11 protein-coding genes and 1 pseudogene are annotated in these 15,065 nt (G+C 70.9%); 2 read left to right on the top strand and 10 right to left on the bottom strand.

All coding sequences use genetic code 11. The features are described from left to right. The first annotated feature begins 145 nt into the window (after positions 1 to 145). A pseudogene (locus ABZV31_RS03075) lies at positions 146 to 1,265 on the top strand (mechanosensitive ion channel domain-containing protein). A gap of 15 nt (positions 1,266 to 1,280) precedes the next feature. Here ABZV31_RS03075 and ABZV31_RS03070 read toward each other — a convergent pair. The 6 genes from ABZV31_RS03070 to ABZV31_RS03045 all read right to left on the bottom strand — a co-directional run bounded on the left by ABZV31_RS03070 (position 1,281) and on the right by ABZV31_RS03045 (position 7,786). Then, a complete protein-coding gene (locus ABZV31_RS03070) occupies positions 1,281 to 2,021 on the bottom strand; it encodes an SDR family oxidoreductase (protein ID WP_355887252.1) in 741 nt (246 codons plus the stop codon). A gap of 135 nt (positions 2,022 to 2,156) precedes the next feature. Continuing rightward, positions 2,157 to 3,743, bottom strand: a complete 1,587-nt coding sequence (locus ABZV31_RS03065) for a Na+/H+ antiporter (protein ID WP_355887250.1) — start codon at positions 3,741 to 3,743, stop codon at positions 2,157 to 2,159. A gap of 87 nt (positions 3,744 to 3,830) precedes the next feature. Further along, a complete protein-coding gene (locus ABZV31_RS03060) occupies positions 3,831 to 4,301 on the bottom strand; it encodes a GNAT family N-acetyltransferase (RefSeq protein ID WP_355887247.1) in 471 nt (156 codons plus the stop codon). Further along, positions 4,298 to 5,242, bottom strand: a complete 945-nt coding sequence (locus ABZV31_RS03055; RefSeq protein WP_355887245.1) for an RluA family pseudouridine synthase — start codon at positions 5,240 to 5,242, stop codon at positions 4,298 to 4,300. Before ABZV31_RS03055 ends, ABZV31_RS03060 begins: the two co-directional genes overlap by 4 nt. A 329-nt stretch (positions 5,243 to 5,571) precedes the next feature. Further along, the gene (gene lspA / locus ABZV31_RS03050; protein WP_355887242.1) at positions 5,572 to 6,297 is read right to left on the bottom strand and encodes a signal peptidase II; all 726 of its coding nucleotides are present in this window, start codon (positions 6,295 to 6,297) and stop codon (positions 5,572 to 5,574) included. 91 nt (positions 6,298 to 6,388) lie between these two features. Next, positions 6,389 to 7,786 (bottom strand): TraR/DksA C4-type zinc finger protein, encoded by a 1,398-nt coding sequence (locus ABZV31_RS03045; protein WP_355887239.1) that lies wholly within the window; start codon positions 7,784 to 7,786, stop codon positions 6,389 to 6,391. A gap of 963 nt (positions 7,787 to 8,749) precedes the next feature. Here ABZV31_RS03045 and ileS point away from each other — a divergent pair. Continuing rightward, complete coding sequence (gene ileS / locus ABZV31_RS03040; protein WP_355887237.1) at positions 8,750 to 11,887, top strand: isoleucine--tRNA ligase; 3,138 nt, start codon at positions 8,750 to 8,752, stop codon at positions 11,885 to 11,887. A gap of 196 nt (positions 11,888 to 12,083) precedes the next feature. Here the strand turns inward: ileS and ABZV31_RS03035 are convergent, their stop codons facing one another. From ABZV31_RS03035 to ABZV31_RS03020, 4 genes are all read right to left on the bottom strand, one after another. Beyond that, complete coding sequence (locus ABZV31_RS03035) at positions 12,084 to 13,190, bottom strand: DivIVA domain-containing protein (RefSeq protein ID WP_355887235.1); 1,107 nt, start codon at positions 13,188 to 13,190, stop codon at positions 12,084 to 12,086. A gap of 53 nt (positions 13,191 to 13,243) precedes the next feature. Beyond that, positions 13,244 to 13,528: a YggT family protein gene (locus ABZV31_RS03030; RefSeq protein ID WP_276106645.1), complete on the bottom strand. Its 285-nt coding sequence runs from the start codon at positions 13,526 to 13,528 to the stop codon at positions 13,244 to 13,246. A gap of 48 nt (positions 13,529 to 13,576) precedes the next feature. Next, positions 13,577 to 14,218, bottom strand: coding sequence for a cell division protein SepF (sepF, locus tag ABZV31_RS03025; RefSeq protein WP_355887231.1), 642 nt, complete (start codon positions 14,216 to 14,218; stop codon positions 13,577 to 13,579). 127 nt (positions 14,219 to 14,345) lie between these two features. Then, positions 14,346 to 15,065 carry a YggS family pyridoxal phosphate-dependent enzyme gene (locus ABZV31_RS03020; RefSeq protein ID WP_355887228.1) on the bottom strand — a complete coding sequence of 240 codons (720 nt, stop codon included), beginning with the start codon at positions 15,063 to 15,065 and terminating at the stop codon, positions 14,346 to 14,348.

Below are 15,065 nucleotides of genomic sequence, written 5' to 3'. Positions count from 1 at the left end.
TGGTGCCAGCCGGGTACGACAACGCCGGATCGCGGGCGTCCGCGGGCCGCCCCGCGAGACCCTCGCCACACCGCCCCGCGCCCTACCCGCGAACGCCGTGAAGACACATGTTCATGCCCGCTGGGAGCCGGTTAGATTCGCAGGCATGGAGAACGTACTCCGCCCGATGATCGTGATCGGCGGCTCGGTCGTCCTCACGCTGGCCGTCGGCTGGATCACCGACCTTGTGCTGCGCAAGGCCGACGAACGGCACCACGAGACACCGCTGTGGGGCCTGCTGCGCCGTGCCCGCATCCCCTACCAGCTCGTGCTGTGCGCGGCCCTGCTCAGAGGGTCCTACGACCAGGCCAAGCTGCTGGAGCAGCACAAGGTCGGTATCGGCAGGACACTGACCCTGGTGCTGATCGGGTCGGCCGCCTGGCTGGTGATCCGGATCGGCAGCGGTGGTCGAGACCTCGTACACGCGCTACGCCAGCGCCCGCGCCCACCGGGATCCGGCCAGGGTGCGCCGGGTGCGCACACAGGTCGAGCTGATCATGCGTGTCGTCTCGGCGGTCGTGTGCGTGGTGGCGATCGCCTCGATGCTGCTGACGTTCCCGGCGATGCGCGCGGCCGGCGCCTCGCTGCTGGCCTCGGCCGGCATCCTCGGCATCGTCGCCGGTGTCGCCGCGCAGTCCACGCTGAGCAACATGTTCGCCGGGCTGCAGATCGCCTTCGGCGACATGGTGCGGATCGGCGACACGGTGGTGGTGGACGGCGAGTGGGGCACGGTCGAGGAGATCACCCTGACGTTCCTGACCGTGCGGACCTGGGACGAGCGCCGGATCACCATGCCGGTGTCGTACTTCACGTCCAAGCCGTTCGAGAACTGGTCGCGCGGCACCTCGCAGATGTCCGGCATCGTCTACTGGCACCTCGACCACACCGCGCCCATCGAGGCGATGCGCGACAGGCTCCGCGACATCCTGCGCGAGTGCCCGGCCTGGGACGGCCGTGCCTACGGCCTCCAGGTCACGGACTCCACGCCGAACACCATCCAGGTGCACGCCCTGGTGACGGCGAAGGACGCGGACGACATCTGGACGGTCCGGGTCACGGTGCGCGAGCAGATGATCCGCTGGCTGTGCGAGGAGCACCCGTACGCGCTGCCCCGCGTCAACATGGCGGACGCGGTGCCGGCGCCGGGCCGCGTCGACGGTCCCCACCCGCCCCGCGACGGCGCCAGGCAGCGCGCCGTCGAACAGCCCTGGACAGGCCGCGGCTGACTCCCTGCAGGCGTCTCAGTGGCCGCGCTCGGCGCCGCCGTTGACCTGGATGATCTGCGAGGTGATGTGGCCGGCCGCCGGGGAGGCGAGCCAGTGCAACGTGGCGGCGACGTCCCCCGGCGTCCCGGCGCGCCCGGTGGAGGTCTCTGCGATGAGCCGCTCCCGCCGCGCCTCGTCCATCGCGTCCCCGAAGAAACCGGTGTCCTCGACGTATCCGGGCGCGACCACGTTCACGGTGATGCCGCGCGGCCCCAACTGCCGGGCCAGGTCGTGGGCATACGGGTGCAGGGCGGCCTTGGACGCCGCGTAGGCGCCGCTCCCCGACCCCCGGTAGGCGGCGATGGAACTGAGGAACAGCACCCGCCCGCCGGGCTCGGCGAGCCGGTCCTTCAGGGCCTCCGTGAGCAGCACGGCGGTCAGGGTGTTGAGCCGGAAGTTGACGGTCCAGTTGTCCGCGACGAGGTCGAGCGGGTCCTCTCGCTCCACCCGTGGTTCGAGCTGCCCGGAGCCTCCGGCACTGTGGATCAGCACGTCCACGGCGCCGAGCTCGTCGGCGACGAACCGGGCGACTCCGCGCACGCCCGCGACGTCACCGACGTCGGCGGCATACGTGAGCGCGCCCGGCACCCCCGCCTTCTGCAGTACCTCGCCCCGCCGCCCGAGCAGCAGAACCCGATCCCCGTCGGCCGCGAAAGCCTGCGCCGCGGCAAGCCCGATCCCCGTACCGCCACCACTGATCACGACGTTGCGAGTCATGATCAGAGCCTATAGAGAGGACGGGGAACGGCGAAGGAACCCGCACCCGCAGCCACAGCCGTCGACGGCGAGTGACCCCCATGGGAGAGGCCCACCCCTCGACCGACTGGAAACGGGTGGTGCGCGGGCCGGGGATCACCGCAGACTGCGTACGTCAAGGTGCCGAAGCACCCGGTCCACGATCTCGGGGTCGGCCCCCGGTTCGCTCCGCGCCGCCAGCACCTCGTGCCGCGCCGCACTCAGCATCTCCCCCTGGATCCGCCGCACCCGCTTCAGTCTCCGCACCCGGTGCTCGTGTGCCTCGCGCCGCTCCTCGTCCCCGATCTCCGGACTGATCCGCACCCCGATCTCGAACGCCCGCCGCTGCATCTGCTCGGACAGCTCCTCCGGCAGATCCTCCACCGCCTCGATCTCCTTCAGCCTCCGCTTGGCCGCCTTCGCCGCCCGCACCGCCAGCTGCTTCTCGAACTCCTTCTCCCGCTCCGTGTCGGCCTGCACCCCCAGCCGCTTCACCAGCCACGGCAGCGTCAGCCCCTGCAGCACCAGCGTCGCCATGATCACCCCGAAGGCGATGAACACGATCTCGTCCCGGTCGGGGAACGGCGCACCGTTGTCCATCTTCAACGGAACGGCCAGGGCCAACGCCACCGAGGCCACACCCCGCATCCCCGCCCACCACATGACGACGGTCTCCCGCCAACTCAACGGGATCTCCTCGTCGTAGTCCCGCAGCGCGTGCAACCGCTTGGTGAGCCAGGTCGCGGGCAGCAGCCACGCCAGCCGTACGAGCACCACCACACCCACGATCGCCGCCGCCCACCCGAGCAGCTCGCCCCACCGCCCGGACGCGGTCCGGATGGCGTTGTGCAGCTCGAGCCCGACCAGTCCGAAGGCGACCCCGGTGACGAGCGTGTCGACGACGTCCCAGACCGTGTGCCCGGCCAGCCGCGTCATCACATCGTCGGCGTCGGTGGCGTACTCGGCCAGGAACAGCGCGGTGGTGAGCACGGCGAGGACGCCGGAGCCGTGCAGCTCCTCGGCGAGCACGTAGGACGCGTACGGTACGAGCAGGGTGAGCCCGATCTGCAGGGTCGCGTCCTCCAGCAGGTCCATCAGCTTGCTCGCGCCCCAGCCGAGGGCGAGTCCGACGGCCACCGCCACCACCGCGGACAGCACCAGGTCGAGCCCGGCCCGCCACGGCGAGAACGTCCCGCTCACGGCGGCCGCGATCGCGACGTGATAGAGCACGATGGCCGTGACGTCGTTGAACAGCCCCTCGCCCTCCAGGATCGACACCAGGCGGCGCGGCAGCCCGAGCCGCCCGGCGACCGCGGTCGCCGCGACCGGGTCGGGCGGGGCGACCATCGCGCCGAGCGCCACGGCGGCGGCGATCGGCAGCCCGGGCACGATGGTGTGGGCGACGACGGCGACGCACACGGTGGTGACGAACACCAGCGCCACGGCCAGCAGGAAGATCGGCCGTTTGTTGGCGGTGAACTGCCGCCAGGACGTGCGCCGTACGGCGGCGTACAGCAGCGGCGGCAGCAGGGCGGGCAGGATCAGGTCGGGCGCGATGGTCACGTTCGGCACGAAGTCGAGCACCGCGAGCAGGATCCCCAACAGTGTCATCAGCACCGGCGCCGGCAGCCCCAGCCGGTCCCCGACGGACACACTCACCACGGCCCCGAGCAACACCACGAACAGCAGGGCCAACTGATCCACGGTCGGCGCTCCGGAAGGTCCGACATTCACACGGCGGACTTCAAGCCTGCCACGTCACCTTCTCACCGGCCTTTCCGGCACCGCGGGCTACAGAGCGCGCCGCATCGCCCGGTGCGGGATGCCCGCGTCCAGGAACTCCGGCCCGTACGCCTCGTACCCCAGCCGCTCGTAGAAGCCCAGCGCGTGCGTCTGCGCGTGCAGGTCCACCGCCGCCAGTCCACGCGCGCGTGCCGCGTCCTCGATGGCCCGCACCAGGGCCACGCCGACGCCCCGCCCGCGGGCCTCCTTGGCGAGAGCGAGCCGCCCCAGGGAGCCCACTGCCGGGTCCCCGCCCGTCTTGGCCGCGGCCGCCTCGCCGTACAACAGCCGGCCGGTGCCCAGTGGCACCCCGTCCTCCCGGACGGCGTGCACGTGCAGGGCGACGGCGTCGTACGCGTCGTACTCGATCTCCTCGGGGACCCCCTGCTCGCCGACGAAGACCTCCTTGCGCACCGCGAAGCACGCCTCGCGGTCGGCGGGGTCCTCGGCGACGCGCACGGTGTACGACGGGGCGCTCACGCGTAGGTCTCCTCGCGGACCTGGTCCAGGGCCTTCTGCAGGTCCTCCGGGTAGTCGCTGGTGAACTCCACCCACTGTCCGTCGCCAGGGTGCTCGAAGCCCAGCCGCACGGCGTGCAGCCACTGGCGGGTCAGGCCGAGCCGCTTGGCGAGCGTCGGGTCGGCGCCGTAGGTCAGGTCACCGACGCAGGGGTGCCGGTGGGCGGCCATGTGGACGCGGATCTGGTGGGTGCGCCCGGTCTCCAGCTTCACGTCGAGCAGGGAGGCCGCGCGGAAGGCCTCGATCAGGTCGTAGTGGGTCACCGAGGGCTTGCCGTCGGCCGTGACCGCCCACTTGTAGTCGTGGGTGGGGTGGCGGCCGATGGGCGCGTCGATGGTGCCGCTGGTCGGGTCGGGGTGGCCCTGCACGAGGGTGTGGTAGCGCTTGTCGACCGTGCGCTCCTTGAACTGGCGCTTGAGCGACGTGTACGCGTACTCGGACTTGGCGACCACCATCAGGCCGGACGTGCCGACGTCGAGGCGGTGCACGATGCCCTGGCGCTCGGCGGCGCCCGAGGTCGAGATCCGGTAGCCGGCCGCGGCGAGGCCGCCGATCACCGTCGGGCCGGTCCAGCCCGGCGACGGGTGCGCGGCCACGCCGACCGGCTTGACGATCACGACCACGTCATCGTCGTCGTGCACGATCTCCATGCCCTCGACCGGCTCGGCGACCACCTGCACCGGCGCGGGCGCCTGCGGCATCTCGACCTCGAGCCAGGCGCCGCCGCGCACGCGCTCCGACTTGCCGACCACCGTGCCGTCGACCAGCACCTTGCCCGCGGCGGCCAGCTCCGCCGCCTTCGTACGGGAGAAGCCGAACATGCGGGAGATGGCGGCGTCGACGCGCTCGCCCTCCAGGCCGTCGGGCACGGGCAGGGTACGGATCTCGGGAATCGTGCTCACCCGTCGAGTATGCCGGACGGGTCCGACAGCCCCGTACGCCCGCCCGTCGTACGCCCTTCCGCACGGGGGCGACGAGCACGAGCCGGCTGCCGGCGCGCCCCGTCGGCGCTCGTCCCTACAGGCGGACGACGACGGGGACGGTGTCGTCGCGTGCGCCCGAAATGGTGAGCAGGTCGGTCAGGAGCCGGTCGGCCAGCACGTCGGGCTCCGCCCCCCAGGTGCTCCTTACGCTCAGGACCGGCGGCGGCCGTACGGTCAGGTCCGGCGGCGGCCGTCGTGGACGGTCAGGGGCCGGCCTCCGCCCTGGTGGACGGTCGGCAGGGCCGGCTTCAGTCCTTGTGGATGGTGCCGTCCGGGTCGAGGCCGCGGAAGGACAGCAGCACGATCAGGATGCCGCCGCAGACGATCGCCGAGTCGGCGAGGTTGAACACGGCGAAGTGCTTGGGGGCGATGAAGTCGACGACCGCACCCTCGAAGACGCCCGGCGAGCGGAAGATGCGGTCGGTGAGGTTGCCCAGCGCGCCGCCGAGCAGCAGGCCGAGCGCGATCGCCCAGGGCAGGCTGTACAGCTTGCGCGCGAGGCGGGCGATCACCACGATCACGGCGGCCGCGATCACCGTGAAGATCACGGTGAAGGCCTCGCCGAAGCCGAAGGCCGCGCCCGCGTTGCGGATGGCCTCGAACTTCAGCCAGTCCCCGATGATCTCGATCGGCGCGTGGTGCTCCAGGCGGGCGACCACGATCATCTTGCTGATCAGGTCGAGGGCGTACGCGAAGGCCGCGACCGCGAACAGCACGGCGATCCGGCGCTTGCCCCGGGGCCGCTCGGCCGGGGCCTGACGGCCACCTGCGCGGGGCGCGGCCGACGTGCCGGTCACGTCGTCCGCCCCGCCCGCTGCCGTCGTTCCGCCGGTGCCGGACCCGCCGACGGGAGCCTCGGCCCCCTCGGCGCCGGACCGCTCGCGCGGCGCCGCGTTCTCGCCGGGCCGCTCCTGCCCGGCCCGTGCCGCGTCCGGGGTGTCCGGCATACCGATGATGCGCTCCGCCTCTGCCACGTGAGTCCCTCAACCTAGGTGCCTGACTGAGGACGAGACTACGGCACGCCTCCCCGGACCCATGTGCTCAGGAGGCGTAACGAGGGGTCGGTCAGTACCGGCGTTCCTGCTTCTGCTTGCACTCCACGCACAGGGTGGCCCGCGGGAAGGCCTGCATGCGTGCCTTGCCGATGGGCTTGCCGCAGTTCTCGCACAGGCCGTAGGTGCCCGCGTCCAGCCGCTCCAGGGCACGCTCCGTCTGGGTGAGCATCTCGCGCGCGTTGGCGGTGAGCGCCATCTCGTGCTCGCGCGCGATGTTCTTCGTGCCGGTGTCGGCCTGGTCGTCGCCCGCGCCGTCCCCCGAGTCCCGCATCAGGCCGGCCAGCCACTCCTCGGACGAGGTGATCTCGGCGCGCAGCCGCTCCATCTCGGACTGCAGCCCCGCGCGGGCCTCCGCGACCTCTTCCGGGGTCCAGGGGTCCTCCCCCGGGCGCACCGCGAGTTCTCCGGGCTCGGCCGTTCCGACCCATGCCTTGGGGACGGCGGTCTGCGTCGCCGCGGCCGTGCCAGGAGTCTTCTTCGCAACCACCGTCGTGGCTCCCGTCTGCTTCGCGGCCTGGGCCGCGCCCACCTTCTTGGCCGTGCTCTTCTTGGCCGCACTCTTCGCGGAGGCACTCGGCACGGAAGCACCCTGCCCAGAGACACCCTCCGGGGAACGCACTTGCGCAGAAACTCCCTCCGCGGCCCCACCTTCGCCGGCACCGCCCTCGCCTGCGGCGCCTTCGTCTGCGGTCCTCTTGGCGGCCGCCTTCTTGGCGACGGCTGCCTTGCCGACGGCCTCCGTGGCCGCGGTGTCCTTGGTGGCGGTCTTTTTCGCTGCGCCCTGCTCCGCCGCGGCATCCTTGGCTGCGGTCTCCTTTGCCGCGGCCTTCTTCGCGCCGGCCTTCTTCGCGCCGGCCTTCTTCGCCGCCGCCTTCCCGCCGACCTCCGTCTGCGCCGGGGCCTCGGCCGCCGCCGGTCGCTCGGGCGCCTTCTGCTCGGCTGCCGGTCGCTCGGGCGCCTCCTCGACCGCCTTCTTGGAAGGGGCGGCCCTCGCAGCGGTCGCCTTCCTCTTGGTGGCGGCTTTCCTGCCGGCCGCCTTGGGAGCCGCCGCCCCACCGGCTGCCTCCGAGACGGCCGCCTCTGCCGTGGCCGCCTGCGCGGCAGCCCTCTTGGCCGAGGTCTTCCTGGCGGGCGACCTCCCCGTGCCCGTTTTCGTCTCAGCTCCCGCCGGAGGCGCCTGCGCGGCCGCCGAGTTCACTGTGGCCTTCTTCGTGGCCTTCTTCGCGCCGCCGGTCCGCGCCGCGGCCGCCTTCTCGCCGCCGGCCTTGGCCGTGCCCGCCGCCTTCTCCTTCGCAGCCTTCGCCGTGACCTCGGCCTTCTCCTTCGTGGCCTTTGCCGTGGCCGTCCTCTTCGCCGGCTTCTTCCCGCCGGCCGACTCCGTGGTCCTCGTTGTGGCCGCCTTCTTCATGGCCGCCTCCTTCGCGGCCGCGCCCCCGGAAGTGGCCGTCTTCCCACGTGCCGCCGTCGGTGCATCCGACCGCGTGGCCGGTTCCGCGGCCGTCTTCGCGGTCGACGCCCCGGTCGACGCCCGCTCGGTCCTATCCGTCCCGTCCGTCCCGTCCGCCCCGCTGGCCCCCGTCGCAGCCCCCGCCGCAGCCGATCGCACCGGCTCCGCCGTCTTCACCGGCTTCGCCGTCTTCGCCGGCCTGGCGGCACGGGCCGCGCCACCCCTCTGCGTGCTCTTCTTCCCGCTCACGTCCTTGGCCGCCCCGCCGGAGGCCCACCTGGACCTGCCGGACGCCGACTGCTCGGCGGTCTTCTTCGCCACCATGGCCGCGGCCCCTTCACATATTGTGATTTTGCTCGCGAATCGTGCTGGGACGATAAATCGACTTCAGTCCCGCGGCAACGGGGCATGCCGCCCGATTCGCCCGCCTCGCGCGTACCGCTCGGCCGGCATGCATGCGTTGTGCCCAGCTCTTCGCCAGGTAATCCGACCAGCTGCGCATCCCAGGATCCGAACACGCGTACCTCGCCGTTCGGGTCACCGCGCGCCCCGCCGGGTCCCCTGCCCGCGCGGTACGAAAACCGGTCGGCCGCTGTCCCCGCGGCGCCGTACACTGGGCGGAGCGAAAAGCGTGGATGGGGACGAGTAGCGGCGTACGCAGCCCAGAGCGACCCGGGGACGGTGTGAGCCCGGGGGCGAGCGCGACGTGAAGATCACCCCGGAGCCGCCGGAAGAACGCCTCAGCGAAACGGCAGGGGTCAGTAGAACCGGCATCGCGATCACAATGAGGGGGCTCACTGGTGCGTACGGCGCACCGGGGGGCCAAGGAGGGTGGTACCGCGGGAGCGCGCCGCACACGGCGTAGGCAGCACGAAGGCTCTCGTCCCTCCGACGGAAGGCAGCACGTCCGCCGGAGGAAGATCGATGACGCAGTACCGCCAGGTGCCCGCCCAGGTCGACCTGCCCGCGCTCGAGCACGCGGTGCTCGACTTCTGGCGCGAGCAGAAGATCTTTGCCAAGAGCCTGGAGCAGTCCGAGGGCCGCCCCGAGTGGGTGTTCTACGAGGGCCCGCCCACGGCCAACGGCATGCCGGGGGCCCACCACATCGAGGCGCGCGTCTTCAAGGACGTCTTCCCCCGCTTCCGCACCATGCGCGGCTACCACGTGGCGCGGAAGGCCGGCTGGGACTGCCACGGCCTCCCGGTGGAGCTGGCGGTGGAGAAGGAACTCGGCTTCTCCGGCAAGCAGGACATCGAGGCGTACGGCATCGCCGAGTTCAACGCCAAGTGCCGCGAGTCCGTGACCCGGCACACCGACGCCTTCTCCGAGCTGACGACCCGCATGGGCTACTGGGTCGACCTGGACGACGCCTACTGGACCATGGACCCCGAGTACGTGGAGTCCGTCTGGTGGTCGCTGAAGGAGATCTTCAACAAGGGCCTGCTGGTCCAGGACCACCGCGTCGCCCCCTGGTGTCCGCGCTGTGGCACCGGCCTGTCGGACCACGAACTGGCGCAGGGCTACGAGACGGTCGTCGACCCGTCCGTGTACGTCCGTTTCCCGCTCACCTCCGGTCCGCTCGCCGGCGAGGCCGCGCTCCTGGTGTGGACGACGACCCCCTGGACGCTGGTGTCCAACACCGCGGTCGCCGCGCACCCCGAGGTCACCTACGTCGTCGCAACGAACGGCGAGGAGAAGCTCGTCGTCGCCGAGCCGCTCGTCGGCAAGGCGCTCGGCGAGGGCTGGGAGAGCACCGGCCAGACCTTCACGGGCGCCGAGATGGAGCGCTGGACGTATCAACGTCCGTTCGAGCTCGTGGAGTTCCCAGCCCCCGCCCACTTCGTCGTGACCGCCGAGTACGTCACGACCGAGGACGGTACGGGTCTGGTCCACCAGTCCCCCGCCTTCGGTGAGGACGACCTCAGGGTCTGCCGCGCCTACGGGCTGCCGGTGGTCAACCCCGTCCGCCCGGACGGCACGTTCGAGGAGGACGTCCCGCTGATCGGCGGCGTCTTCTTCAAGAAGGCGGACGAGAAGCTCACCGAGGACCTCAAGGACCGCGGTCTGCTCTTCAAGCACCTGCCGTACGAGCACAGCTACCCGCACTGCTGGCGCTGCCACACCGCGCTCCTCTACTACGCGCAGCCGTCCTGGTACATCCGCACCACGGCGATCAAGGACCGCCTGCTCGAGGAGAACGAGAAGACCAACTGGTTCCCGGAGACCGTCAAGCACGGCCGGTACGGCGACTGGCTGAACAACAACATCGACTGGGCGCTGTCCCGCAACCGCTACTGGGGCACCCCGCTGCCGATCTGGCGCTGCGAGGACGACCACCTCACCTGCGTCGGCTCGCTCGCGGAGCTGACCGAGCTGACCGGCACCGACCAGTCGGGCCTCGACCCGCACCGCCCGTACATCGACGAGGTCACCTTCGCCTGCCGCCACGACGGCTGCGGCAAGACAGCCACGCGCGTGCCCGAGGTGATCGACGCCTGGTACGACTCCGGTTCGATGCCGTTCGCGCAGTGGGGCTACCCGTACAAGAACAAGGAGCTGTTCGAGGCCCGCTACCCGGCGCAGTTCATCTGCGAGGCCATCGACCAGACCCGAGGCTGGTTCTACACGCTGATGGCGGTCGGCACGCTGGTGTTCGACAAGTCGTCGTACGAGAACGTCGTGTGCCTGGGCCACATCCTCGCCGAGGACGGCCGGAAGATGTCCAAGCACCTGGGCAACATCCTTCAGCCGATCCCGCTCATGGACCAGCACGGCGCGGACGCGGTCCGCTGGTTCATGGCGGCCGGCGGCTCGCCCTGGGCGGCACGCCGCGTGGGCCACAGCACCATCCAGGAGGTCGTCCGCAAGACGCTCCTCACCTACTGGAACACGGTCGCCTTCCAGGCCCTGTACGCGCGCACGTCGAACTGGGCGCCGAGCGAGGCCGACCCGGCCCCGGCCGACCGCCCACTGCTGGACCGCTGGCTGCTGAGCGAGCTGCACGCGCTGACCGACCAGGTGACGCAGGCCCTGGAGGGCTACGACACCCAGCGCGCCGGCAAGCTGCTGTCGGCGTTCATCGACGACCTGTCCAACTGGTACGTCCGCCGGTCGCGTCGCCGTTTCTGGCAGGGCGACAAGGCGGCGCTGCGCACGCTGCACGAGGTCCTGGAGACGGTGACCAAGCTGATGGCGCCGATCACCCCGTTCATCACCGAGCGGGTGTGGCAGGACCTGGTCGTGCCGGTGACCCCGGGCGCCCCGGAGTCGGTGCACCTGGCGTCCTGGCCTCAGGCGGACCTGTCCGCCATCGACCCGGAGCTGTCGCAGCAGATGGTGCTGGTGCGCCGGCTCGTGGAGCTGGGCCGTGCCACGCGCGCGGAGTCGGGTGTCAAGACCCGGCAGCCGCTCTCCCGCGCGCTGGTGGCGGCCGCGGGCTTCGACTCCCTCGACCCCGAGCTGCACACGCAGATCACGGAGGAGCTGAACGTCTCGTCGCTTGCGTCCCTCTCCGAGGCGGGCGGCTCCCTGGTCGACACGACCGCCAAGGCCAACTTCCGTGCGCTGGGCAAGCGGTTCGGCAAGCGGGTCCAGGACGTCGCCAGGGCCATCGCGAACGCTGACGCGGCCGCACTGTCCCTGGCCCTGCGCGAGGGAACGGCGTCGGTGGAGGTCGACGGCGAGAACATCACCCTCACGCCCGACGAGGTGATCATCACCGAAACCCCGCGCGAGGGCTGGTCGGTGGCCTCCGACGCGGGCGCGACGGTCGCCCTCGACCTGGAGATCACGGAGGAGCTGCGGCAGGCCGGTCTGGCCCGTGACGCGATCCGCCTGATCCAGGAGGCCCGCAAGAACAGCGGTCTCGACGTCGCCGACCGCATCGCCCTGCGCTGGACGTCCACGGACCCGGCGGTCATCGCCGCCCTGTCCGAGCACGCCGGCCTGATCGCCGACGAGGTGCTCGCCACGGACTTCGCCCAAGGCGAGGCGGACGACACCTACGGCGAGCCGTTCACGGACGAAGGCCTGTCCCTGACGTTCCGCCTGCGCAAGGCGTAAGAGAGCGGCACGTACGAGGGCCCGGCCCCCGCCTCCCGCCTCGGGGGACCGGGCCCTCGCCGTTGCCGGTGCCGGGGCACCCCGTCTCGCACGCAACCCGCGTAAAAAGGGCGGGGCCCCGGATCGAAACCCGGGGCCCCGCCCATTGAACGCTGCCGACGCCTACGCCGTACTCCTGGCCGTCAGGCCGCCGCCGTCAGTTGTCGTCCTCGTCGATGAGGAACCCGCGCATCGGCGAGGGAGCCTGACCCATCGGCGACGGGCCCTGCGGACGCACCGGCGCCATCGGCTGGGTCATCGCCGGGGACATCTGCTGCTGACCGCCGTAGGACGGGCCGGACGGGCTGGGGGCACCGCCCATCGTCTGGTTGCCGCCGTACGACGGGGCGCTCGCGCCGGCCGGGGCCATGGAGGGCGCCGGGGACGGCGGCAGGGACGCGGTCGCCGGGGTGCGCGGCGGGGCCAGCGAGTCGTCGGCCTGGGTCTCCAGCTGGCGCAGCTGCGACTCCAGGTACGACTTCAGCCGCGTGCGGTACTCGCGCTCGAAGCCGCGCAGGTCCTCGACCTTGCGCTCCAGCGTGGCGCGGGCGGACTCCAGGGAGCCCATCGCGACACGGTGCTTCTCCTGCGCGTCCCGCTCGAGCGCGTCGGCCTTGGCGCGGGCGTCACGCTCGAGACCCTCGGCACGGCTGCGGGCCTCGCCGACGATCTTGTTGGCCTCGGAACGGGCCTCCGCAATCGCCTGGTCGGCGGTCTGCTGAGCCAGCGACAGCACGCGCGCGGCGCTGTCGCCGCCGGGGCCCTGACCCATCGGACCGGGGCCGCCCATGGGGCCGCCCATCGGGCCCGGACCCATCTGGCCCTGCATCGGGCCCTGGCCCATCGGACCCGGACCCATCTGGCCCGGACCCTGCGGGCCCTGACCGCCGGGGCCGGCGGGCAGCTGCGGGGCACCGCTCGGCAGCTGGGGCGGGCCACCCATGGGGCCGCCCATCTGCTGCTGCGGCGGGCCCGATATGCCGGCGGGTACCGGAGCGCCCGGTCCTCGCATGCCCTGCTGCTGGTGCTGCGGGTGCTGCTGGTCCTGGCCCTCCGGGGGCTTGCGCATGTTCTGCTGGTTCTGCGCGGCCGCGCGCGTGGCCGCGGCCAGTTTGGCGCGCAGGTCCTCGTTCTCGCGGAGCAGGCGGGTCAGCTCGGCTTCGACCTCGTCGAGGAAGGCATCGACCTCGTCCTCGTCATAGCCTTCTCGGAGGCGGACGGTCGTGAACTGCTTGTTCCGCACGTCCTCGGGGGTCAACGGCATCTCTTCACCTCAACGTAGTCGTCGGCATTCGGCAAGACCGTAGTTCACATCGCTCACAGCCGGCTCACGATCGAGATCAGGATGTAGACGATGATCATCAGCACGAAGAAGGACAGGTCGAGCGCCACGCCCCCGAGACGCAGCGGCGGGATGAACCGCCGCAGAAGCTTCAGCGGTGGATCGGTGACAGTGTAGGTGGCCTCGAGAATGACCACCATCGCCTTGCCGGGTTGCCACGAGCGGGCGAACTGGAAGACGTAGTCCATGACCAACCGGAAGATGAGCACGATGAGGAAGCACATCAGCGCGATGTAGATCACATCCAGGAACACGCTCATGACCCGTGCTTCCCTCTCCCCTGTTCCGTGCGTTTCCGGTGGTGCGTCTCAGCTCTGGTTGAAGAACCCGCCCTCTGCGATGCGGGCCTTGTCCTCCGCCGTGACATCGACGTTAGCAGGCGACAACAGGAACACCTTCTGCGTCACCCGCTCGATACTGCCGTGAAGACCAAACACCAAACCGGCCGCAAAGTCGACAAGTCGCTTCGCGTCCGTGTCATCCATCTCAGTAAGATTCATGATCACCGGGGTGCCTTCACGGAAGTGTTCCCCGATGGTACGGGCCTCGTTGTAGGTCCGGGGGTGAAGCGTGGTGATCCGGTAAGGCTCTCGTTCCGACACGACCTTGGGCATGATCACCGGCGCGTTCTTCTCCAGGCTCTGACGTTCTTGTGTGATGGATGCCACGGGCGCGATGCGCGCCGGACGCCCGGATTCCGCCGGGAGCGAAGCGGAATGGGACACCGGGTCGCGTGGCGCCGGAGGCTGCACCATTCGCACCGGTTCGTCCCTTTGGGGCTGATGTGTTCCGTGCGACTGGTGCGACGGCTCATGCCGTCGGCGGTCCCGTTCGGGCTCCGGGTCCAGTTCGGGTTCGAAGTCGTCATCGGGGTCGAATCCCCGGCCGTCGTACCCATCGTCCTCCACGAGGCCGAGGTAGACCGCCATCTTGCGCATCGCGCCGGCCATGCTCTGAGTCCTCCGCTCTGTGGTGGATCGACTGACGACTGCCAAGTGCCCGCGATCCACGAGGTCGTTGCGCCGCCTTCGGCGGTATTGACCATATTTTCTGCTGTGGTCCGACTTCCTGGCGACGTTACCCGAGCCTGGGGCGGACTCCGAGTACCGCGGTGCCGACGCGCACATGTGTCGCTCCGGCGGCCACGGCCTGTTCGAGGTCCGCACTCATTCCTGCCGAGACCATGGTTGCAGCCGGATGGGCTCGGCGCAGGTCAGTCGACAAATCCATGAGCCGCTCGAACGCCGCCTGTTGGCGCCCCGCGTACTCTCCGGTAAGCGGGGCGACGGTCATCAGCCCGTCGAGCCGCAGCCCCGGAGCCTCGGCGACGAGATCGGCCAACTCTTCGATTCCGTCGGGCGCCACGCCTCCCCGCTCCCCCCGTCTGCTCTCCCCCGCGTCCAGCGCGACCTGGATGAGGCATCCCACTTCGCGCTCCGCCCGCACGGCCTGCTTCGACAGGGCCGCAACGAGCCGGGAACGGTCGACGGACTGCACGACATCCGCGTAACCGACCACAGATCGCACCTTGTTGGTCTGAAGTTGACCAACAAAATGCCAAGTAATGGGCAGATCCGCGCATTCGGCGGCCTTGGGCGCCGCCTCCTGGTCGCGGTTCTCGGCGACGTGACGCACACCGAGTTCCGACAGGATCCGCACATCCGACGCCGGGTAGGTCTTGGTGACCACGATAAGGGTCACCTCCTCCCGCGGGCGGCCCGCGGCCGCGCAGGCGGCGGCGATGCGTTCCTCCACCTTCGCCAGGTTTCCGGCGAGTTGTTCCTTACGTTCCGTCAT

Source organism: Streptomyces sp. NPDC005202 (assembly GCF_040608235.1).
Taxonomy (GTDB): Bacteria; Actinomycetota; Actinomycetes; order Streptomycetales; family Streptomycetaceae; genus Streptomyces.
Note: the sequence above shows the minus strand (reverse complement) of the source record. Positions and strands in the feature narration are given on the sequence as shown.

Coding starts and splice junctions, on each gene's coding strand:
- ABZV31_RS03070 (WP_355887252.1), bottom strand. CDS start 2,021: ATGACTCGCAACGTCGTGATCAGTGGTGGCGGTACGGGGATCGGGCTT.
- ABZV31_RS03045 (WP_355887239.1), bottom strand. CDS start 7,786: ATGAAGAAGGCGGCCACAACGAGGACCACGGAGTCGGCCGGCGGGAAG.
- ileS (WP_355887237.1), top strand. CDS start 8,750: ATGACGCAGTACCGCCAGGTGCCCGCCCAGGTCGACCTGCCCGCGCTC.
- ABZV31_RS03035 (WP_355887235.1), bottom strand. CDS start 13,190: ATGCCGTTGACCCCCGAGGACGTGCGGAACAAGCAGTTCACGACCGTC.
- ABZV31_RS03030 (WP_276106645.1), bottom strand. CDS start 13,528: ATGAGCGTGTTCCTGGATGTGATCTACATCGCGCTGATGTGCTTCCTC.
- sepF (WP_355887231.1), bottom strand. CDS start 14,218: ATGGCCGGCGCGATGCGCAAGATGGCGGTCTACCTCGGCCTCGTGGAG.
- ABZV31_RS03020 (WP_355887228.1), bottom strand. CDS start 15,065: ATGACGGAACGTAAGGAACAACTCGCCGGAAACCTGGCGAAGGTGGAG.